The organism is Amycolatopsis sp. NBC_00438 (assembly GCF_036026695.1).
GTDB lineage: Bacteria > Actinomycetota > Actinomycetes > Mycobacteriales > Pseudonocardiaceae > Amycolatopsis.
Genome location: NZ_CP107923.1, coordinates 7,455,680 through 7,476,746, shown reverse-complemented (window position 1 = coordinate 7,476,746; position 21,067 = coordinate 7,455,680). Strand labels below are relative to the sequence as shown.

The 21,067-nt window shown below is 70.4% G+C and carries 15 protein-coding genes and 1 tRNA gene; 6 read left to right on the top strand and 10 right to left on the bottom strand.

The features are described from left to right. Positions 1–2: 2 nt before the first annotated feature. Genes OG494_RS33775 through OG494_RS33765 form a run of 3 tightly spaced genes read left to right on the top strand, consistent with a single transcriptional unit; the run spans position 3 to position 3,110 of the window. A complete protein-coding gene (locus tag OG494_RS33775) occupies positions 3–515 on the top strand; it encodes a hypothetical protein (protein WP_328445637.1) in 513 nt (170 codons plus the stop codon). Next, positions 515–1,918, top strand: a complete 1,404-nt coding sequence (locus tag OG494_RS33770; protein ID WP_328445635.1) for a replication initiator — start codon at positions 515–517, stop codon at positions 1,916–1,918. The genes OG494_RS33775 and OG494_RS33770 overlap by 1 nt, the downstream gene beginning before the upstream one ends. Further along, on the top strand, positions 1,908–3,110 hold the full coding sequence (locus OG494_RS33765) for a tyrosine-type recombinase/integrase (RefSeq protein WP_328445633.1): 1,203 nt from the start codon (positions 1,908–1,910) through the stop codon (positions 3,108–3,110). The genes OG494_RS33770 and OG494_RS33765 overlap by 11 nt, the downstream gene beginning before the upstream one ends. Positions 3,111–3,141: 31 nt before the next feature. Here the strand turns inward: OG494_RS33765 and OG494_RS33760 are convergent, their stop codons facing one another. Next, complete coding sequence (locus tag OG494_RS33760) at positions 3,142–3,633, bottom strand: YajQ family cyclic di-GMP-binding protein (RefSeq protein WP_284747809.1); 492 nt, start codon at positions 3,631–3,633, stop codon at positions 3,142–3,144. A gap of 117 nt (positions 3,634–3,750) precedes the next feature. Here OG494_RS33760 and OG494_RS33755 point away from each other — a divergent pair. Then, positions 3,751–3,833 (top strand) — tRNA-Tyr (locus tag OG494_RS33755). Positions 3,834–3,894: 61 nt separating this feature from the next. On the opposite strand, the gene OG494_RS33750 is transcribed toward OG494_RS33755, so the two are convergent. The 5 genes from OG494_RS33750 to OG494_RS33730 all read right to left on the bottom strand — a co-directional run bounded on the left by OG494_RS33750 (position 3,895) and on the right by OG494_RS33730 (position 11,609). Next, a complete protein-coding gene (locus OG494_RS33750) occupies positions 3,895–6,690 on the bottom strand; it encodes a carbohydrate-binding protein (protein WP_328445630.1) in 2,796 nt (931 codons plus the stop codon). 73 nt (positions 6,691–6,763) lie between these two features. Beyond that, on the bottom strand, positions 6,764–7,624 hold the full coding sequence (locus OG494_RS33745) for a carbohydrate ABC transporter permease (RefSeq protein WP_328445628.1): 861 nt from the start codon (positions 7,622–7,624) through the stop codon (positions 6,764–6,766). Then, entirely contained in the window at positions 7,621–8,580 is a 960-nt protein-coding gene (locus OG494_RS33740) for a carbohydrate ABC transporter permease (RefSeq protein ID WP_328445626.1), read from the bottom strand. The genes OG494_RS33745 and OG494_RS33740 overlap by 4 nt, the downstream gene beginning before the upstream one ends. Next, positions 8,577–9,932, bottom strand: coding sequence for an ABC transporter substrate-binding protein (locus tag OG494_RS33735; protein ID WP_328445624.1), 1,356 nt, complete (start codon positions 9,930–9,932; stop codon positions 8,577–8,579). Before OG494_RS33735 ends, OG494_RS33740 begins: the two co-directional genes overlap by 4 nt. A gap of 27 nt (positions 9,933–9,959) precedes the next feature. Beyond that, entirely contained in the window at positions 9,960–11,609 is a 1,650-nt protein-coding gene (locus OG494_RS33730) for a glycoside hydrolase family 13 protein (RefSeq protein WP_328445622.1), read from the bottom strand. A gap of 173 nt (positions 11,610–11,782) precedes the next feature. Here OG494_RS33730 and OG494_RS33725 point away from each other — a divergent pair, with 173 nt between their 5' ends. Continuing rightward, a complete protein-coding gene (locus OG494_RS33725; protein WP_328445620.1) occupies positions 11,783–12,802 on the top strand; it encodes a LacI family DNA-binding transcriptional regulator in 1,020 nt (339 codons plus the stop codon). Positions 12,803–12,862: 60 nt separating this feature from the next. On the opposite strand, the gene lon is transcribed toward OG494_RS33725, so the two are convergent. The 4 genes from lon to OG494_RS33705 form a co-directional block, all read right to left on the bottom strand. Next, the gene (gene lon / locus OG494_RS33720) at positions 12,863–15,265 is read right to left on the bottom strand and encodes an endopeptidase La (protein WP_328445619.1); all 2,403 of its coding nucleotides are present in this window, start codon (positions 15,263–15,265) and stop codon (positions 12,863–12,865) included. 100 nt (positions 15,266–15,365) lie between these two features. After that, entirely contained in the window at positions 15,366–16,256 is an 891-nt protein-coding gene (locus tag OG494_RS33715) for an SAM-dependent methyltransferase (protein ID WP_328445618.1), read from the bottom strand. Beyond that, on the bottom strand, positions 16,253–17,104 hold the full coding sequence (locus OG494_RS33710) for an SAM-dependent methyltransferase (RefSeq protein ID WP_328445617.1): 852 nt from the start codon (positions 17,102–17,104) through the stop codon (positions 16,253–16,255). The genes OG494_RS33715 and OG494_RS33710 overlap by 4 nt, the downstream gene beginning before the upstream one ends. Before the next feature lie 72 nt (positions 17,105–17,176). Further along, positions 17,177–18,115 (bottom strand): GNAT family N-acetyltransferase, encoded by a 939-nt coding sequence (locus OG494_RS33705; RefSeq protein ID WP_328445615.1) that lies wholly within the window; start codon positions 18,113–18,115, stop codon positions 17,177–17,179. A 240-nt stretch (positions 18,116–18,355) separates the two neighbouring features. Here OG494_RS33705 and OG494_RS33700 point away from each other — a divergent pair, with 240 nt between their 5' ends. Continuing rightward, on the top strand, positions 18,356–21,001 hold the full coding sequence (locus OG494_RS33700; RefSeq protein WP_328445613.1) for a putative bifunctional diguanylate cyclase/phosphodiesterase: 2,646 nt from the start codon (positions 18,356–18,358) through the stop codon (positions 20,999–21,001). The last annotated feature ends 66 nt before the right edge of the window (positions 21,002–21,067 follow it).

Sequence of the window (21,067 nt, the reverse complement as noted above, 5' to 3'; positions counted from 1 at the left end):
CCATGACCACCATGCAGCTCGGTGACGTGCTCACCTTCGACTGCTCCCGGTGCGGACAGCCGCACATCCAGGCCCCCGTGATCGCCTGGACCCCGTGCTCGACGTGCTCAGGGATGGGCACCCTCACCCCGGGTTCCGGCATCGCCTGCCGCACCTGCCGTGGCGAGGGCCGCTTCGGCTCCTACTCGGACATGGTCGTGGCCCAGCAGGAACGCCACTGTGCCCAGGTCCGTCGCTTGCCCGGCGAGCGGTTCCGACTGTCCGACGTGGACTCGGAGACCGGCCGCCGTTTCTGCGACCTGCGGTTCGCCGACCTCCCCGAGCTGGTCATGGACCTCGTTCAGGGCATGGGCGTGTCGCCGGAGCGCTGGAACGTTCTCGTTGAACGCGGGGAAGTCCTCGAAGTGCCCTACCTGGATGGCCTGCACACCGTCTCGCGCCCGGCGGTGTGGGGTGACCTTCGTACGTCACGCGTTGGCTGGCCGGGTGCCGCTCGGGTGGGGGTGGCTGCCTGATGGTGGCTGCTCAGGCTGGCTTCGGCGAGATGGTGGCTGCGTTCTCGGAGTCCGGCACGCTCGACCCGGCCCTCGCGCACGTCCTCGCCCGCGCGAACTTCGACACCTGGGCCGGGAAGGTCAAGGCCGCTCGGGGCTGCGCGAAGCCGGTTCGGATGGCCGGGGGCTCCACTGTGGTCGACTCCTCCGGCAAGGTCGTTGCCGAGCTGTCCGGCTCGGTGTTCGTCCCCTGCAAGAACCGGCGCGCGTCGGTGTGCGAGTCCTGCTCTGCCCACTACGCGCACGACACGTTCCACCTCATCCGCGCGGGCATGGCCGGAGGCAAGGGCGTCCCCGAGACCGTCACCGGCCACCTGCGGGTGCTGGCGACCCTGACCGCACCGTCGTTCGGGAAAGTCCACTCGCGACCTTTCCGCAATGGACACGTGCGCCGCTGCTCCTGCGGTGAGCTGCACTCCCAGTACGACGACGTCCTCGGCACGCCCCTGGACCCGGAGACCTACGACTACGTCGGGTCGGTGCTGTGGCAGGCCCACGCCGGAGAGCTGTGGCGCCGCTTCACCATCGCTGTGGGCCGCAAGCTGGCCCGCGCCCTGGGGCTGCGCCCGGCGGAGCTGCGGGAGGTCATGCGCCTGTCCTACGCCAAGGTTGCGGAGTACCAGCGGCGCGGCCTCATCCACTTCCACGCCGTCGTCCGCATCGACGGCCCCGAGGGACCGGACGGCCCGCCCCCGCCGGCCGAAGTGACCGACGACGTCCTGACCGCCGTCATCCAGGCGGCCGCCGCGTCCGTCGTCGTCCGGACCCCGGACTCCCCGGCCGTGGGTGTGCTTGACCTGGCCTGGGGTGATCAGGTCGACGTGGAGCCCATCGCGGCCTCGGAAGGCACCTCGGAGGAGTCCGACGGCGGCTGGCACGACCGGCGCGTCGCTGGCTATGTCGCGAAGTACGCCACCAAGGGCACCCGTCTGACCGAGGGCAGCGACTACCGCATCCGCTCGGCCGAGCACATCGAACAGCTTCCGATCACCGAGCACCACAAGCAGCTCATGCGTACGGCCTGGCGGCTGGGTGGGCTCGAGGAGTTCGTAGACCTCAACCTCCGGAAGTGGGCGCACATGCTCGGGTTCCGGGGCCACTTCCTGACCAAGTCCCGCCGCTACTCGACGACGTTCGGGCAGATCCGCCGCACCCGGGCGGAGTACTGCCTGGACGAACAGCGCGAGGCCCTGGGGATCTCGGATACCGAGGTCCTGACCGTCGTCAACGACTGGTCCATGACCGGCATCGGCTACCACAACGACGCCGAACGACGGCTCGCCGCCGTGTTCGCCGAACTGCACCTCGCCCGGCGCAAGCTCGACGGCCAGGACGACGACGGCGAGGGACCACATGGCCGTTGACGACCTTTGGTACCTGCGGAAACGCGACTCCGTCACCGGCGAGCGGCTGCGCTCTAAGCGCCACGGACGCGGTAAGCGCTGGCGCGTGCGCTGGGTCGACCCGGACACCGGCCAGGACCGTACCGAGTCATTCGAGCGCCGCGTCGACGCCGACCGGCACGACGCGAACGTGCACGCCGACATCTCGCGCGGCCAGTACGTCGACCCGCGCGCCGGACGGCTGACGTTCAAGAACTACGCGGACCAGTGGCGGCAGACGCTGCTGCACCGCCCGAGCACGGCCGAACGCACCGAGCGCGTCATCCGGCGGCACCTGGTGCCCGCGCTCGGTGAGCTGCCCATCGCTCAGATTCGCAGCTCGCATATTCGGGGCTGGGTAAAGGATCGAGCGGTCAAGCTCGCCCCGAGCACACTCGCGGTCGTCTACTTCGGAACGCTCGTTCCCCTGTTCAACGCGGCCGTGGCGGACAAGCGCATTGGGACATCTCCGTGCGTCGGCATCCGCCTACCGGAGATCGACGACGCCCAGTACTACATCGCGCGGCCGGAAGAGGTCCACGCGCTGCACGACGCGCTTCCGGAGCGGTACCGGCCGATCGTCTACCTGGCGGCTGGCTGTGGCTGGCGAGGCGGCGAGATCTTTGGCCTGGAGCGCGACGCGATCGACTTCGCCACGATGGAGGTCGAGGTTCGGCACCAGCTCACGGTGGTGTCCGGCCGCACGCCGTACCTCGCCCCGCCGAAGACGAAGACCAGCCGCCGGGCGAACGAGCTGCCGACGCTGGTCGCGAACTCGCTGCGCGGCCACCTGGAGACCTTCCGGACGCTGCCGGAGGAGATCGACGACGAGACCGACCCCCGCCGGCCGATCCGGCGGCCCGCCAACCTCGTGTTCACCCGGGGCGACGGCCGGCCGATCCACCGGGCCGACTGGTCGTACATCTGGCGTCCGGCTGTGAAGGCCGCTGGCCTGCCGGAGGGCTTCGGCCTGCGGGACCTCCGGCACTACTTCGCCACGGTGCTGATCTTCGGCGGAGCGAACGTCAAGACGGTCCAGCTCGCCATGGGGCACACCACGCCCACGGTGACGCTCAACACCTACGTCGGCTACTGGCCGGACGCGGTGGATCAGACGCGGACGCTCGTCGACTCCGCGCTCGGTTGTACCGACGCTGTACCCACGGGCACCTGAAACCGGATACCCGCAGGTCAACGGGGGTGCGTCAGCGGTAGTTCGTGAACTGCAGCGCGATCTCGAAGTCCTTGCCCTTGAGCAAGGCGATCACGTCCTGCAGCTGGTCCTTCTTCTTGCCCGAAACCCGCAGCTGGTCACCCTGGATCTGAGCCTGGACACCCTTCGGGCCCTCGTCCCGGATGAACTTGGCGATCTGCTTCGCCTTGTCCGACGCGATGCCCTGGATGATCTTGCCGCTGAGCTTGTAGATCTTGCCCGAGAGGGCCGGCTCGTCCGCTTCGAACGCCTTCAACGAGATGCTGCGCTTGATCAGCTTCTCCTTGAAGACCTCGACCGCGGCCAGCGCGCGCTCCTCCGTCTCGGACTCGATCGCGATCGCCTCCTCGCCGGACCAGTTGATCGTCGTGCCGGTGCCGCGGAAGTCGAAGCGCGTGCCCAGCTCCTTGCTCGCCTGGTTCAGCGCGTTGTCCACCTCCTGGCGGTCGACCTTGCTCACGACGTCGAAAGAGGGATCCGCCACGTGTCCTCACACCTCGTACTCGCTAGTCAGGGGCACCCAGCCTAGTCCGGGGTATCCCGGTTGACCCCCGCCGGGAGTGCTTGGGTAAGCTTCTCCCCGGCCGGTACAACCGGCTTGGGCGGGTTACCCGAGTGGCCAAAGGGGACTGGCTGTAAACCAGTTGGCTTACGCCTACGGGGGTTCGAATCCCTCACCCGCCACGCCCAACGGCCCCGGTGACCTAGCAGGTCACCGGGGCCGTTTGCGTTGGAAGCCCGGCCGTCAGAAGCCCGAGTTCCCGGCGCCCCGCACCAGCGTGTAGCCGCCGTCGTTGAGCAGGCCGCCGGACGTGGCGCCCGTCACCGTTGTGTGCGCGATCGATGCGCTGCCCGTCGCGTTCGTTTCGAGGCCGTACGTGCCCGCTCCGGTGATCGTCACGCGGTCGAAGCTCAGCTGCGTGATCGACTTCTGGAAGCTCAGCAGCACACCCTGGTAACTGCTGTCGGTCAGCGTCAGGTCCTCGACGACGATCGGGGCCGCGATGGGTGCCGAATCCGCGTAGATCCAGAGGCCGCCGATCGCCGAGTTCCAGTTGTGCTCGAAGCTGCCCGTGCGCAGGAGTGTGTTGCGCCGGATCGACGTCGTGCCGGACAGCGGGACCGGGTTGAAGCGGGTGCCGACCGTGATGCCCGAGCCCGCCTCGACGTTGTCCGAGACGACGTTGTCCTCTACGCGGTTGCCGCTGCCGCCGAAGATGCCGATGCCGTTCGCCAGCGCCGGCGACTGGACCGTGTTGAACGTGTACGCGCTCCCGGTCACGGCGCTGCCTTCGGAGAACATCGCCAGCCCGTCATCGCCGGTGTTGCGGACCATGGACTGGTCGACCCGCACATTGGCCACGTTGGCGTGGATGTTGACGCCGTCCGCGAACGTGTCGCGGATCCGCGTGCCGACCACGTACAGGCCGTTCGTGCCCGAATCGGTCCACAGCCCGACCTTGGTGTGCTCGATCCACAGGTTCTGGACGAACGACCCGGCGCCGAAGTTGCCGTCGAGTGCCGCGTCCGAGCCGTTGTCGTCGCGGATCCGGACGTCACCGAAGATCGCGAAGTCCGCCAGCGTGACGTTGCTGCCCGTGCCGAAGAAGCCACCGCGCGGACCGGTGCCCTGGATCACCGAATACCACGGCCCCGCTCCGTAAACGCGAACGTTCGCCACGTTGATCTTCGACGTGATCCGGAACGTCCCGGCCGGGATCCAGACGGGCTTGTTCTGGGCCGCGCCCGCCGCGATCGCGGCGTTGATCGCCCCGGTCGCGTCCGAGCCGTTGTCCGGCACCGCGCCGTACGACGTGATCGACAACGCACCCGCGGGGGCGGTCGCCGCGGCTGGCGCTTGCTCGGCGTCCAGCAGGTCGACGTCGTAGTACGCGGCCGTGCTGGACGCGTCCTTCTGCAGCTTCAGGACCGTGCCCGCTGGCCAGTCGCCGATCTGCGCGCGCGTCTCGTCGTAGAACCGGTGCGGGCTGCCCTGCGACGGCGCGTTCGTGTACGGGTACGCGCCGTAGACCCAGCTGTAGTTCGACGTCAGGGACAGGTCGCGGATCTTCGTTCCGTTCGCGTAGAGCGCCAGCGGCGCCGTCTGCCCGGCGCCGTCCGCGGTGTCCGGGATCGAGAACCGCAGCGTGACGGCGTTCGCGGGCTTGGTCAGCGAGAAGCTCACGGACTGTCCGGTCGCGCCCAGCCGCACGGCGCGGCGGCCGCTCGACTCGGCCTGGACCGTGTGGAACGTCCGGTCCGCGGCGAGCACGGTCCCGGTCGTCGACCCGGCTTCGGCCTCGTACTCGGTGTACGGCGTCGTCGCGCCACGCGCGGCCAGTGCCGTCTCGTTCGCGACGACGACGCTGTCGACCAGGACGTCGCTGCCGGTCCCGGCCAGTTGCAGCGTGTTGACGCCGGCGCGGACCGGCACCGAGACCGTCGCCGTCCGCCAGCCGGTGCCGGCGGGCAGGGACGCGGTCCCGGCGTCGCGGCCGTTCGCCGACACCGCGAGGGTGCCTGCACCACTGAACCGGATCGTCGCGGTCGCCGTTCCCGCCGACGCCATCGCGAAGGTGCGCACCAGACGCGCGCCTGTCGTCGCGAAGCCCGTCACATAGCCCGGACCGGTGTAGCCGGCGGTCGTCGCGCCGACGGTCGCGCCACCGGAGAGGAACGCCGCTTCCGCCTCGCCCGGTCCGGCGGGCACCGAAGCGGTCACGGTCAGGCTGTCCAGGTTCACGTTGCCGGAATCGGTGCTGTCGAAGGCGTACGCCACCGTGTGGTCACCCGCGGTCAGCGTCACGGACTCGGTCGCCGACGTCCAGGTGTCCCAGTTCGCCGACGCGGGCAGCGACACCTGCCGCTGCCGGACACTGTCGACATAGAGCGAAAGCGTCATGGCGGCACCGGTGCCGTTCGCGTACCGGAGCGCGAGCGACTGCGGCCCGGCGGTCGTCACCTTGACCGCGAACGACGTCCGCGCGGCTCCCTTGTTCCCGTCGGTGTACCCGCCGACGAATCCGGTCCCGCTGTAGCCGGGGTGGTCGGTCGCGACGACCGCGCCGCCGGACAGCGTCGCGTTCTCCGCTTCGAACAGCGGCCCTGCCTGCCCGGTCGCGGACGGCGTCACGTCGAGGCGGTCCAGGTTGACGTTCCCGCTGTCACCCGAGCCGAAGGTGTAGGACACGCTGTGCGCGCCCGCGCCGAGCGGGACGGCCACGCTCGCCGAGCCCCAGCTGTCCCAGGAAGCTGTTGCGGGCAGGGAAATCTGCTGTGCCGTGGAATCCACGGTCAGGGTGAGGGTTCGAGAAGAGCCGGTGCCGTTCGCGTAGCCGAGCGCCAGGGTGTACGAACCCGCCGAAGCGGCGGAGACGGCGAAGGTCGTCCGCGCGGTGCCGCGGTGGCCGTCGGTGAAGCCGCCGACGAACCCGCTGCCGCTGTAACCGGTGTGATCGGTTTCGACGACCGTACCGCCGGAGAGCGAGGCGGATTCGGCTTCGAGACGGGTGGTCGCGGCGTGCGCCGGGACCGTGGACACCACCGCAGTGAAAGTGAGTACCGCGACGGCCAGAACAGGGGATCTGCGCATCTGTTTTCTCCCAACCAGAGAGTCAGCCCTTGACGGCTCCGCCCAGCGCGTTGCCGCGCAGGAACATCCGCTGGAACACGAGGAACAACACGACGGGAATCACCGTCGAAATAGCGAGCGCGGCGAGGAAGACGTCGAGCTCGACGAACTTCTGCAACGCCGGGAGCCGGACCGAGAGCGGCTGGACTGCCGGATCGGGCAGAACCAGCATCGGCCACAGGAAGTCCTTCCAGGCCGCCACGATCGCGAACACCGAGACGACGCCGAGGATCGGTCGCGACATCGGCAGCACGACCGACCAGAACAACCTCAGCGGGCCCGCGCCGTCAACGCGCGCGGCTTCGAAAACCTCACGCGGGAGGTTGTCGAAGAACCGTTGCACCAGAAGGATGTTGAACGCGCTGGCGCCCGAAGGCAGCCAGACCGCCCAGAACGAGTTGATCAGCGAGAAGTCGACCATCGACAGGTAGAGCGGCACCAGCAGGACGATCGCCGGCACGAACAACGTCGTCAGGACGACCCCGGTGAGCACCCGCCGGTAGCGCGGCCGCAGCACCGACAGAGCGAACCCGGCCGTCGTCGCGACGATCAGCTGCACCAGCCACGACCCGGCGGCGACCCACACGGTGTTGAGGAAGTACTTGTCGATCTGCACGCGCGTCCACGCCGTCGAGAGGTTGGCGAGGTCGATCCCGTGCGGCCACAGGGCCAGCGGGTCGCGCAGCGTGTCTTGCGTCGGCGTGACGGCCGCCTTCGCCAGCCACAGCATCGGCCCCAGCCCGGCCAGGAACAACGCCGCCAGCAGGAGTGCGTGCAGGGTGCGGGTGGTGCGGCGGACGGCGGGCCGCCGCCAGTCCGACGGCGAGAGCAGGGCGCGCGTCATGACTTGCTCCAGGAGCGGGTGAGGCGGAAGTACCCGGCGGAGAACAGGCCCAGGACCAGGGCGAGCAGGACGCTCAACGCGGTCGCGGCGCCGTAGTCGCCGCCGAGGCTGTCGGCGAAGGCGTAGTCGTAGACGAGCAGCAGGATCGTGGTCGTCGAGCGCGCCGGGCCGCCGCCGGTGAACAGGAACGGCTCGAGGAACACCTGGGCCGTCCCGACGATCTGCAGGATGAACGTGATCAGCAGGACCCCGCGCAGGTGCGGCAGCGTGACGTGCCAGACCTTGCCCCAGACCGACGCGCCGTCGATCTCGGCCGCCTCGTACTGCTCGGGCGGGACGCTGGTCAGTGCGGCGAGGTAGATGATGATCGTGGCGCCGACCGCGGCCCACGTCGCCTCCGCGACCAGCGAGAACATCGCCGTCGACGCCGACTGCAGCCACGGCGCCGGGCTGATCCCGACGGCGCCCAGCACGGTGTTGAACACGCCGTTCGGGCTTGCGTCGTAGAAGAACTTCCACAGCAGCACGGCCACGACCGGCGGGATCACCACCGGCAGGTAGGCCAGCGCGCTGTAGAGGCCTTTCGCCCGGCGGACCTCGCTCATCAGCACCGCGGCGACGAGCGGGATCGGGTAGCCGAGCAGCAGCGCGAGCACCGCGAACCACAGCGTGTTGCCGACGGCGTTCCACAGCTGCGGATCACTGAGCACCGCGCGATAGTTGTCCAGCCCGACGAACACCGGGTCGGAGACGAGGTTCGTCTGCTGGAAGCTCATCACGACGGCCTGGCCGATCGGCCGCCACGAGAACAGCCCGAACACCGCCAGCATCGGCAGCAGGAACAGCACGGTGCCGAGGCCGCCGCCGCGCACCCACGTCAGCGGCGTGCGCCGGCGGCGGGCCCGGGCCGGCGAGCGCGAGGTCGCCGTCGCCGGCCGGGCCGCCGTGAGCGTCACGGCTTGTCCAGCAACGCCTGGGCCTGCGTCTGCGCGTCGGCCAGCAGGGCGGGGATGTCCGCGCCGCGGTCGGTCAGGACCTTCTGCGCCACCGGGTCGAGCAGGCCGTAGACCTGCTGGGTGGACCGCGTCGGCTCCGGGATCAGCGGCTGGCCGAACATCTTGTCCGTGTACGGCGTCAGCTGCTTCACCGGCACGTTGACGTACTGCGCGATCCAGCCCATCCGCTGGTCGAAGGTCGCTTTGTCGAACACCGGCAGCTCGGGCGAGCCGACGGCTTCACCGGAGTCCGCGGTCGCTTTCGCGTCGGCGACGGCCGCGGCCTGGTCGGCCTGCTTGCTCAGGTAGTAGAAGTCGATCCACTTCACGGCCGCGGCCTTGACGGCGTCGTTCGCCTTGGCGTTGACACCCGCGAGCGTGCCGCCGCCGAGGACACCGGCGTTCGGGCCGTCCAGCGGCAGGGCCGTGACGCCGTAGTCGTCCGCCTTGATCGCGTTCTGCGCCTTCAGCGAGCCGTAGTTGCCGCCGCCGGAGACGTACATCCCGATGCGGCCCGCGGCGAAGTCCTGGTTGATGCCGTTCCAGTCGTAGAGGAAGTTGGCGCCCATGCTGTTGTCGTCCCAGCGCATGGTGTGGATGGTCTGCAGCGCGCGGGCCATCTGCGGCGTGTTCAGCGTCGCCGTCGCCTTGTCCCCGCTCAGCTGCTCGGTGCGGCCGCCGAAGGCGTAGTCGAGCGTCGCGAGGATCCAGCCGCCGGTGTTGTCGGTGGTCAGCTGGGCGTACCCGGCCTGGCCGGTCTTCTCGGCGATCTGCTTCGCGTCCGTGCGGATCTCGTCCCAAGTGGACGGTGGCTTGTCCGGGTCGAGGCCGGCCTGCTTGAACAGCGTCCGGTTGTAGTGCAGCGCCTGGCCGTGCGCGGCGATCGGGACGGCCCACATCTTGCCGTCGTCGGCCGAACCCGCCTTCGCGACCTCAGGGTTGAACTTCTTCGCGTACGGCAGCTGGTCGACCAGGCCGCTGATGTCGGCGAGCTGACGGCGTTCGATCAGGCCGCGGCCGTCGGTGAACGGCATGGTCAGGACGTCGGGGAGGGTGCCGCCGGCCAGCTGCGCGGTGAACGTCGTCGCGTCCCACTTGAACTCCTGCGGGACCAGGTCGATCTTCGGGTTCGCGGTTTCGAACTGGGTCACGCGGGTGGTGAACGCGGCGACCGCGCCCTGGTCGAGGCCCGGTTCGATGGACACCTTGACGACGGTCTTGCCGTCGGCGGTCGTGGTTTCGTCGGTGCCGGAACAGGCGGTCAGCACGACGGCGGCGCACAGGCACACCGCGGTGATCTTCGAGGACTTCATCGTCACTCCTAGCGGTTTCGACGCGGGTTACTGGACTCGCAGCCAGACGGCTGTGTCGGTGGGCAACTGGGAGTCGGCCAGCTCGCCGCTGGCGAGCAGGATTTCGAGGTGGGAGGGCAGGTCGATCGCGGTTTCGCCGAAGTTGACCAGGCAAAGCAGGTCTTTGCCACGGCGGAAGGCGAGGACGTCGTCGCCGTCTTCGGCCGCCCAGGCGAACTCCTCGCCACGCAGCGCGGGCTCGGACCGGCGCAGCGCGATCATGGTGCGGTAGAGCGTCAGCATCGACCGCGGATCGCCGTCCTGCCGCTCGACCGAGTAGTCACCCCAGTTCGCGGGCTGGGGCAGCCAGGGGGTTCCGCCGAAGCCGAACGCGCTGTCCGCGTCGGACGTCCAGGGCAGCGGGACGCGGCAGCCGTCACGGCCGGGGTCGGTGCCGCCGGAGCGGAAGTGCATCGGGTCCTGCAGGACGTCCAGCGGCAGGTCCTCGACCTCGGGCAGGCCCAGCTCGTCACCCTGGTAGACGTACAGCGAGCCGGGCAACGCCGCCGACAGCAGCGCGGCCGCACGGGCCCGGCGCTGCGCCTTCGCCAGGTCGGTGGGGATGCCGAAGGCCCGGGCGACGAACCCGAACGAGCTGTCCTCCCGGCCGTAGCGGGTGGCCGCGCGGGTGACGTCGTGGTTCGACAGCACCCACGTCGGGGGCGCGCCGACCGGGCCGTGGGCGTCCAAAGTGGACACGATGGCGGTGCGGAGCTCGCCGGCGTCCCACGGGCGCATCATGAAGTCGAAGTTGAACGCCGTGTGCATCTCGTCCGGCCGCAGGTAGCGGGCGAAGCGGTGCGGGTCGGCCAGCCAGACCTCGCCGACCAGGACGCGCGGCTCGGCGTAGGAGTCGGCGACGGCCCGCCAGCTGCGGTAGATGTCGTGGATCTCGTCGCGGTCGACGAACGGGTGCGCGTCCGGCGTCACCTCGTTGGGCAGCGCGGGGTCCTTGACCGGCATGGTCGCGGAGTCGATGCGGATGCCCGCGACACCCCGGTCGAACCAGAAGCGCAGCACGCGCTCGTGCTCGGCGCGGACGTCCGGGTGGTTCCAGTTGAGGTCCGGCTGCTCGGGCGCGAACAGGTGCAGGTACCAGTCGCCGGGCGTGCCGTCCGGGTTCGTGGTGCGCGTCCAGGTGCCGCCGGAGAAGCTGGACTCCCAGTCCGTCGGCGGCAGCTCGCCGTGTTCGCCGCGGCCCGGGCGGAACCAGAACCGTTGGCGCTCCGGCGATCCCGGTCCGGCGGCGAGTGCGGCCTTGAACCACTCGTGCTGGTCCGAGACGTGGTTGGGGACGATGTCCACAATGGTCTTGATGCCCAGCCCGGCGGCTTCGGCGATCAGCTGTTCGGCCTCGTCGAGGGTGCCGAACGCCGGGTCGATGACGCGGTAGTCGGCGACGTCGTACCCGCCGTCGGCCAGCGGCGAGGAGTACCAGGGCGTGAACCAGATGGCGTCCACGCCGAGGCGTTTGAGGTGGGGCAGCCGGGTGCGGACGCCGGCGAGATCGCCGGTGCCGTCGCCGTTGCCGTCGGCGAAACTGCGCGGGTAGATCTGGTAGATGACCGCACCGCGCCACCACGGCGCCGCCTGCTCGGCGGGTGTGGTCAGCGGGCTGGTCGAGAGGTCGGTGGTCACGGGACTCCCGTTCTGGCTCAACGGTTTCCGGAGCGCGGCGAAGGGTGCGGACCCAGGTCCGCGGCGATTAGGTTTAGCGCTATACCTCGATAGACGGTAATGTCGTCCCCGGCCGGTTGTCAACGGCCGGTCCCGTAACCTTGGGGCCCGGGGTGAGCGAGAGGAGTCCGAGGGTGCGCGTCACGCTGCGGGAGGTCGCCGAGCAGGCGGGCGTGAGCATGATGACCGTGTCGAACGTGATGAACGGCAACCGCGCGCGCGTCTCACCCGGGACCATCGAGAAGGTCCAGCGCATCGCGGCCGAGCTCGGCTACGTCCCGAGCGCGTCGGCCCGCAGCCTCGCGACGAAGGCGTCCCGGCTGGTCGGCCTGCTGGTGCCGGCCGCCGACGAGGACAGCCTGATGATCAGCCCGCACACCATGGCGATCGTCGGCCTGATCGAGCGCGAGCTGCGCAAGTACGGCTACCACCTGCTGCTGCGCGGCGTCGCCCACCCGGACGAGGTCGCCGAGGCGCTGCGGTCGTGGAGCCTCGACGGCGCGATCCTGCTGGGCTTCCTCGACGAGGAGGTCGGCAACCTGACCAAGAAGACGATCGGCGCGGTCCACGTCGTCGCGATCGACAGCTACTCGGCGAACCGCCTCACGACGGGAACGCGTTCCGACGACTTCGCGGGTGCCCGGCTCGCGGCCCGGCACCTGCTTGACTTGGGCCACCGCCGGATCCTGTTCGCCGGCCCGGCGTTCAGCGGCGTCGGCGTGGTCCACGAACGCTTCGAGGGCTTCAGCCAGGCGTTCGCGGACGTCGGCGTCGAGCGCCCAGACCTGGTGGAGACCGTCAACACGACGTACGCGGAAGGCCGCGAACTCGGGCTCGTGCTCAAGGACCGGCACCCCGGCATGACGGCCCTGTTCGCGACGGCCGACATCCTCGCGGTCGGCATCGTCCACGGCCTGACCGAGGCGGGCGTCCGGGTCCCGGAGGACGTCTCGGTGGTCGGCTTCGACGACCTCGACCTGTGCAACTACGTGACGCCCAAGCTGACGACGGTGTCGCAGGACATCGCGCGCAAGGCGTCCACGGCGGTGTCCATCCTGATGGACTCGATCGAGAAGAGCGAACGCCCGAAGCATCCGGTGACGATCGACGTCTCACTGGTCGAACGCGAGTCGACCGCTCCGGTCCGGGCATAGGAAACGGCCGGTTTCCCTGGGGGAGAGGGAAACCGGCCGTTCAGGTGGCGGCGTTCGGGGTTACGCCGCCTGGGCAACCGGCGTCGAAGCCGGGGTCAGGGCGAGGTCCAGGACCTCGCGCACGTTCGCCACCGCGTGGACGTCCAGCTGGGACAGCACTTCGGCCGGGACGTCGTCGAGGTCCGGCTCGTTGCGCTGCGGGATGATCACCGTCTTCATCCCGGCCCGGTGGGCCGCCAGCAGCTTCTGCTTGACGCCGCCGATCGGCAGGACGCGTCCGGTCAAGGACACCTCGCCGGTCATCGCGACGTCCGCCTTGACGACGCGGCCCGAGAGCAGCGACGCCAGCGCCGTCGTCATCGTGACGCCGGCCGACGGGCCGTCCTTGGGCACCGCGCCCGCGGGGACGTGGACGTGGATGCCGCGGTTCTTCAGGTCACCGACCGGAAGTTCCAGCTCCGCGCCGTGTGAGCGCAGGTAGGACAGCGCGATCTGGACGGACTCCTTCATCACGTCGCCGAGCTGGCCGGTCAGCTGCAGCCCGGACGCGCCGGACTCCTGGTCCGCCAGCGACGCCTCGATGTAGAGGACGTCACCGCCGGCGCCGGTGACCGCCAGACCGGTGGCCACACCCGGGGTCGCGGTCCGCTGGGTCGACGCGGGCAGCGACGACTCCGGCAGGTGACGCGGCCGGCCGAGGTAGTCCGGAAGGTCGGAATCGTCGATCGTGAGCGGCAGGGTGGCCTGGTCGAGCGCCACCTTCGTGGCGATCTTGCGCAGCACCTTCGCGATCGTGCGGTTCGCGTCGCGCACGCCCGCCTCGCGGGTGTACTCGGCGGCGATCCGGCTGAACGCGGCGTCGGTCAGCGCGACGTCGTCCGTGCTCAGGCCGGCGCGCTCCAGCTCGCGGGGGAGCAGGTGGTCGCGGGCGATGGTGACCTTCTCGTGCTCGGTGTAGCCGTCCAGCGTGACGAGCTCCATCCGGTCCAGCAGCGGGCCGGGGATGGTCTCGAGCGCGTTGGCCGTCGCCAGGAACACGACGTCGGACAGGTCCAGCTCGACCTCGAGGTAGTGGTCGCGGAACGTGTGGTTCTGTTCCGGGTCCAGCACTTCGAGCAGCGCCGCCGTCGGGTCGCCGCGGTAGTCGGCGCCCACCTTGTCGATCTCGTCGAGCAGCACGACCGGGTTCATCGAGCCGGCTTCCTTGATGGCGCGGACGATCCGGCCGGGCAGCGCGCCGACGTAGGTGCGGCGGTGGCCGCGGATCTCCGCCTCGTCGCGGATGCCGCCGAGAGCGACCCGGACGAACTTGCGGCCCATGGCCTTCGCGACGGACTCGCCCAGCGACGTCTTGCCGACCCCGGGAGGGCCCGCGAGGGCGAGCACCGCGCCGGACCGGCGTCCGCCGACTGCGCCGAGACCCGATTCCGCGCGACGCTTGCGCACGGCCAAGTACTCGATGATGCGTTCCTTGACGTCGTCGAGGCCCGCGTGGTCCGCGTCGAGCACGGCGCGCGCGGCGGCGATGTCGTAGCTGTCCTCGGTGCGCTCGTTCCAGGGCAGCTCCAGGACGGTGTCCAGCCAGGTCCGGATCCAGCCGCCCTCGGGGGACTGCTCGGACGTCCGGTCCAGCTTGTCCACCTCGGCCAGCGCGGCCTTCTTCACGGCGTCGGGCAGCTCGGCGCCTTCGACGCGGGCGCGGTAGTCCGTGTCGTCGGTGGAGCCGTCGAGCTCACCCAGCTCCTTCCGGATCGCTTCGAGCTGGCGGCGCAGTAGGAACTCCTTCTGCTGCTTCTCCATGCCTTCGGAGACGTCCTTGCGGATCGTGTCGGTCACCTCGAGCTCGGCCAGGTGCTCCTTGCTCCACTCGAGCGACTTCTCCAGTCGCGCGGTGACGTCGAGCGTGGTGAGCAGCTCGACCTTCTGGTCGGTGTCGAGGTACGGCGCGTTGCCGGACAGGTCGGCGACCGCGGACGGGTCTTCGACCTGCTGGACGGCGTCGATCAGCTGCCAGCCGCCGCGCTGCTGGAGGATCGAGATGACGACGGCCTTGTACTCGGCCGCGAGCTTCGCGGTCTGGTCGTCGGTGGTTTCGGGGGCGTCCTCGGCGTGCACCCAGCGGGCGGCGCCGGGACCGTCGGCCATCCGGCCGACGAGCGCGCGGGTGGTGCCACGCAGCAGCACGGCGGCCTTGCCGCCGGGCACGCGCCCGATGCGCTCGACCGTGGCGACGGTGCCGTACTCGGCGTACTCACCGTGGACGCGCGGCACGATCAGGACTTCGGCCTTGCTGCCGCCGGTCGACCGGATGCCGGGGAAGCTTGCCTGGCTCGGGGTGCCGGCCTGGGCGGACTCCACCGCGGCCCGTGTCTCGGTGTCGGTGAGGTCGAGCGGGACGACCATGCCCGGCAGCACGACGTCGTCATCGAGCGGGAGCACGGGCAGGAGGCGGGTGTCGGACATGTGCACTCCTCGGGTAGTTGAGTCTGCCTAGCTCAACTCTCCGATGGGTGTGTTTGTTTCCGATGGTGCGTTCGCCCACAGCGATCAGCAAAAGTGCAGGTCAGAGGCTTGGGCGGCGCGCCACCGCGCACCAGGCGAACGGCCGGGTCTCGAGATCCAGCACCGTCGGACGCTCGTCGGGGCGCCAGTCCGGCAACGATGTCATCCCCGGCGGGAGCAGCGGCCAGCCGCCGAACCAGGGGAGCAGTTCTTCGGCCGTGCGCAGCCACGCGGGGTTCGTCGTGTCGCGGTAGGCGTCGATGAATCGTTTCACCTCGGCCGCGCGAGCCGGCGGGGCGTCGTCGCGGCAGGTGCCGTGCGTCAGAGCCAGCCAGCTGCCCGGCGCCAGCTTCGCCCGGTACGTCGCCATCAGGCCATCGGGATCGTCGGACGGGCCGACGAAGTGCATCACCGTGATCATCAGCAGGCACACCGGCCGCGACCAGTCGATCAGGTCCTGGGTCACGTCGTCCGCGAAGATCGCGGCCGGCCGCCGGATGTCCCGCTCGACCAGGCCGGCCCAGCCCGTCGCGTCTTCCTTTTCCAGGATCAGCCGGGAATGCGCGGCGGCCACCGGCTCGTAGTCGACGTACACCACCGACGCCCGTTCACCGTCGGGCAGCAGCTCCCGGACGATCTCGTGCACGTTGCCCGCCGTCGGCACGCCGGAACCGAGGTCGACGAACTGGCGGACACCGGCGTCCATCGCCGCCGAGACGACGCGGTTCATGAACGCCCGGTTCTGCCGCGAGATCGGCCGGATCAGTGGCCACACCTTCTCCATGCGACGGCCGAACTCGCGGTCGACCGCCCAGTGGTGGTCGCCGCCGAGGTACCAGTCGTAGACGCGCGCCGCGGACGGCTTCTCCGTGTCCACTCCGGCCGGGGCGATCGGCGCTCCTCCCGTGCCCCCGCCACCACCCTCAGCGGAGGTGGTGTCCTCCGGACTCATGCGAGGGGCTTCTCACCGATGCCGCACCACGCGTACGGGCGGGCTTCGGCTTCCAGGGCGTTCAGCTTCCGGTCGGGCCGCCAGTCCGGCAGGTGCACGATGCCCGGCTCGAGGAGGGGCCAGTCGCCGAACAGCGGCACGATCTCCTCGCGGGTGCGCAGCCACACCGGATTGCTCGTCTTGCGGTATTGCTCGACGAACCAGCGCAGCCCGGCCAGCGACTCGCCCTCGCCGTCACCCTCGCTCATCTGCGAGATCGCCAGCCAGCTGCCCGGCGCGAGCGCGTCGCGGTAGGCCTTGAGCAGGCCGTGCGGGTCGTCGTCCGGGCCGACGAAGTGCAGCACCGCCATCATCATCACGCAGACCGGCTTCGAGAAGTCGATGAGCCGTTTCGTCTCTTCCGCGCGCAGCACGGCCTTGGCGTCGCGCATGTCGGCCTGGACGATGCCGGCCCAGTCGGTCGCCGCCTCCTCTTCGAGGATGAGCGTCGCGTGGGCGACGGCGACCGGCTCGTAGTCGACGTAGACGACCGTCGCGTCGTGCTCGTCGGGCAGCTCGGCCTCGACGACCTCGTGGACGTTGCCGGCCGTCGGGACGCCGGAGCCGAGGTCGATGAACTGCCGGATGCCCGCCTTGAGGGCCGCGCGCACGGCGCGGTTCATGAACTCGCGGTTCTGCTTGGAACCGGGGCGCACGAGCGGCCACTGCTGTTCCATCCGCCGCCCGAACTCGCGGTCCACGGCCCAGTTCTGGGTACCGCCGAGGTACCAGTCGTAGATCCGGGCCGCGGACGGCTTCTCGGTGTCGACGCCCTCGGGTGCTCTGGGCGCGGCGTCCCGCTCGTTCACTTCGGTTCCCCGTCCCTCGAATCCTGGCGCCAGCCTATAAGGACGGAGTGCGACGGGTAATCCGCCAGTAGCTCACCGAACTGCTGGGCGACGCTGCCAGTACGTCCACAGCGGGCGGTAACCCTGGGCGTACCAGAACGGCGTCGAGAGCGGGTTCGCCGCGGCGTGGTGCAGCAGGACGACGTCGGTGCCCTCCTCGTCGAGCACCTGGTGGGCGTGGGCCGACAGCGCGGTGCCGACGCCGGACGACCGCGCCGCTTCGGCGACGGCCAAGGACGAGAGGTAGCCGACGCGCTCGGCGGCGACACGGTCGCTGATCCAGCCGGTCTCGCCCGGGTGCTGGACGTTCACCATGCCGAGCGCGCGGCCGTACAGCTCCGCGATCCACAGCGGCGGTTCCGGCCGGTTGAGCTGCTCGGCGAGGTCCTTGGCCAGGATGTCCGCGACGCCTTCGCGCAGGTTCACCGTGCCGTACTGGGCGTCGAAGGAGTGCAGCTCCATCCCCAGCGCCACGGCGGTTTCGAGGTCGCCGGGCTCGGCCCGGCGGATCTTGACGCCGGGGGTGCCACGCGGGCCCTCCGGGATCATCCGGTCGGCCGGGCGGACCGCGACCACGCGCAGCGGCGCGAAGCCGTGGTGCAGCATTTCGCGCGTGCCGGCGGCGTCCCGGCTGGCGCGCGGGAGGACCGCCGCGGTCTCGGTGTCGCCCGGTTCGGCGACCGCGCGCAGATGTTCATCCCATCGGGTGAGGAGGGCGTCGAGCGCGGCGGCCGGCTGCGGGCCCGCCAGGTGGAGGTCGAGCCGGTGCTCGGTGAGCGCGCGCCACGGCGCGTTGGGGGCGTCGCGGTCCACCTGGACGCGGGACGCGAGCCCGGTAGCGGCCGAGTCGCCGAGGTCGACGTCCAGCACCACGGCGTTTTCGGTGCTCTCGAAGGGGGAGGAGCCGGGGAGGAGGGGGTCCACCGCCGCGAGCCGCGCCGCGTGTTCGGTGGCAATCACATCGCTGTGCATGGGGCACATTCAAGCGCTACCCGGCCCGGAACGCGTAGAGGGCGTCTCGGGGAAGGGGGCATCCGAGGTTTCACCCCTTGGTCCACGCAGGTCAGCGCTATCGAGGCATTGTTAACCCTGGGGTGATCTCCTACTGTCTCGAAAGGGACATGAGTACGCCCTACGGGGTACGGTATGGCCCTTGTCCACACCTGACGTCACGGATCAGGGACCAGTGGGCAAGCCGGGAGGGAAGAACGGATGCCGGAGACCAACGCGCGCGGCGACGCCGTGGCGCAGCCCGGGCCGGACGGTCCCGAGGCCGCGCCGCTCCCCGCGGCCTCCGCCGAGGCGCGGACCGACGAACGCCGGTTCCGCGTCTACACCTTCGCGGTCCTGAGCCTGGGACTCGTCGCGGCGTTCGCGGTCGGCTCGTGGCTGCCGTTCCACTGGGACAGCAAGCTGCTGTGGATCGGCCCGGTGCTCGCGGTCGCGTTCCTGCTCGCCGAGCAGCTCGGCATCAACGTCGACGTCCGCAGCGGCATCTCGTGGACCATCTCCTTCACCGAGATCCCGCTCGTCATCGGTTTCTTCATCGCGCCGTTCGAAGTCGTGCTGGCCGCGCACCTGGTCGCGGGCATCGGCACACTGCTCGCGCGGAAGGTTGCCGGCCGTGTCCTCTACAACGCGGGCGCGTTCCTGCTCGAGATCACCGGCGCCTTCGCGGTCGCCGGTCTGGTGAAGTTCGCCGTCGGCGCCGGTTCGGGCCGCGAGATCCCCTGGGTCGCCGCGCTCGCCGGCACGCTGACCGCGCCGCTCGTCAGCACGCTGCTCGCGCTCGCCGCGGTGCGTGTGCTGCGCCGCCGGATGCGGGTCAGCACCGCCGTCCGGCTCACCGCGCGGATCCTGGTCGTCGGGTTCGTCAACGCGTCGGTCGGCCTCTCCGGCTACCTCGTCATCTCGAACACGCCCAAGGCGTGGCCGCTGGTGCTCGCCGTCTTCCTCGGCCTCACCGCCCTGTACTGGGCCTACTCCGACCTGCTGCGCGAGCAGCGGGACATGGAAGCGCTCTCGGACGTCAGCCTGATGGTCGCCCGCTCCGGCCAGCAGGCCGCGGCCCGCCCGGCCAGCCGCGCGGACGAGCTCGTCGGCGGCGTCGACGTCCGCGAGTGGGCGACGATCGCCGAGCGCATCAAGGACCAGCTCGCCGCCGGCCGCGTCGTGCTGCGGTTGCGGCTGGAGCCGAAGGACACCATGCGCGTGGTCGTCGCGGGCGACGACCTGCCCGCCGCCGACCCGGGCGCCGACGACCCGCTGCTGCGCCTGCCCGGCGCGCACGTCCGGCACTTCCGGATCACCGAGGCCAACCCCGACGTCCGCGCGGCGCTGCTCGACCGCGGCGCGCAGGAGGCGCTTGTCGTCCCGCTGCGCAGCGCGAACCAGCTGCTCGGCGTCGTCGAGGCGCACGACCGGCTGTCCCGCTGGCGCGGTTTCGGCAAGTACGACGTCCAGCTGCTCGGCACGATGGCCAGCCACCTCGCGACGTCGCTGGACAACCGGCGGCTGCTCGCGACCCTGCGCCACGACGCCTACCACGACCCGCTCACCGGGCACCTCAACCGGCCGGGCTTCCGGCAGGTGGCGAAGGAACCGTTGCGGGACTTCGCGAACGCCGTGGTGCTGCGGATCGACCTCGACGTCTTCTCGACGGTCTCCGACGCGCTGGGCTACGCCTGGGCCGACCGGATGGTCATCGCCGCCGGCCGCCGCATCCGCGACGCGCTCGGCCCGGACGTCCCGCTCGCCCGGCTCGAGGGCGCGTCGTTCGCGGCGCTGCTCGTCGGCACCCCGCCGGAGGACGCCCACCACGCGGCCGAGCGGCTGCGCGAAGAGCTGTCCGCGCCGTACCCGGTGGACCGGCTTTCGGTCGAGGCCAACGCGATGATCGGCTACGCGACGACGTCCGCGGAGGAATCGGGCGACGCCGTCGACATCGAAGGCCTGCTGCAGCGCGCCGACGTCGCTGTTCGCGCTACCAAGGGCGGCGAAGAGGTCCGCGGCTACGTGCCGAGCATGGGCCAGATCTTCCTGCGTCGCTTCCAGATGGTCACGCAGTTCCGGCAGTCCCTCGAAGACGGCCAGGTCAGCGTCCACTACCAGCCGAAGATCACCCTGCCGAACCGCCAGGTGGCCGGCGTCGAGGCGCTGGTGCGCTGGGTGCACCCGGAGTTCGGCCGGCTCGGCCCGGACGAGTTCGTCCCGGCCATCGAGGCGGCCGGCCTGATCGGCGTGCTGACGTCGTTCGTGCTCGGCGAGGCCCTCAAGCGCTGCCGCAAGTGGCTCGACGAGGGCCTGCGGATCTCGGTGGCGGTCAACCTGTCGGTGCGCAACCTCGCCGACGAGGACTTCCCGAACAAGGTGGCCCGCGAGCTGGACCGCGTGGGCATCCCGCCCGAGCTGCTGACGTTCGAGCTGACCGAGTCCGGCGTGATGTCCGACCCGCAGAAGGCACTGCCGATCCTGCGCGAGCTGCACTCGCTGGGCATCACGCTCGCCGTCGACGACTTCGGCACCGGTTACTCGTCGCTGGCCTACCTGCGGCAGCTGCCGGTCGACCAGGTCAAGATCGACAAGAGCTTCGTCCTCGGCATGGGCACCGACCTCGGCGACCTGGCCGTGGTCCGCTCGATCGTCGAGCTGGGCCACTCGCTGGGCCTGACGGTGGTCGCGGAAGGCGTCGAAGAGGACGTCGCGCGCGACCAGCTCGAGGCGATGGGCTGCGACGTCGCCCAGGGCTACCTCATCTCGCGGCCGCTGCCGGAGGACCGCCTGGAGGCGTGGCTGCAGGCCCGCACCGCGCGCTCGCCGGGGCGGCACTCGGAGACCGTCCTGACCCTGCTGACCTGAGGTTTTGCCCTAACGGGACCCCGGTTGCACGGCCGGGTGAAGGGACTTGGTAATCTTTCCAAGTCC

Bases quoted from the DNA above. Each gene is read 5' to 3' on its own strand.
- OG494_RS33765 (WP_328445633.1), top strand. From the start codon at position 1,908: ATGGCCGTTGACGACCTTTGGTACCTGCGGAAACGCGACTCCGTCACC.
- OG494_RS33705 (WP_328445615.1), bottom strand. From the start codon at position 18,115: ATGCACAGCGATGTGATTGCCACCGAACACGCGGCGCGGCTCGCGGCG.
- OG494_RS33775 (WP_328445637.1), top strand. From the start codon at position 3: ATGACCACCATGCAGCTCGGTGACGTGCTCACCTTCGACTGCTCCCGG.
- OG494_RS33735 (WP_328445624.1), bottom strand. From the start codon at position 9,932: ATGAAGTCCTCGAAGATCACCGCGGTGTGCCTGTGCGCCGCCGTCGTG.
- OG494_RS33745 (WP_328445628.1), bottom strand. From the start codon at position 7,624: ATGACGCGCGCCCTGCTCTCGCCGTCGGACTGGCGGCGGCCCGCCGTC.
- OG494_RS33770 (WP_328445635.1), top strand. From the start codon at position 515: ATGGTGGCTGCTCAGGCTGGCTTCGGCGAGATGGTGGCTGCGTTCTCG.
- OG494_RS33700 (WP_328445613.1), top strand. From the start codon at position 18,356: ATGCCGGAGACCAACGCGCGCGGCGACGCCGTGGCGCAGCCCGGGCCG.
- lon (WP_328445619.1), bottom strand. From the start codon at position 15,265: ATGTCCGACACCCGCCTCCTGCCCGTGCTCCCGCTCGATGACGACGTC.
- OG494_RS33715 (WP_328445618.1), bottom strand. From the start codon at position 16,256: ATGAGTCCGGAGGACACCACCTCCGCTGAGGGTGGTGGCGGGGGCACG.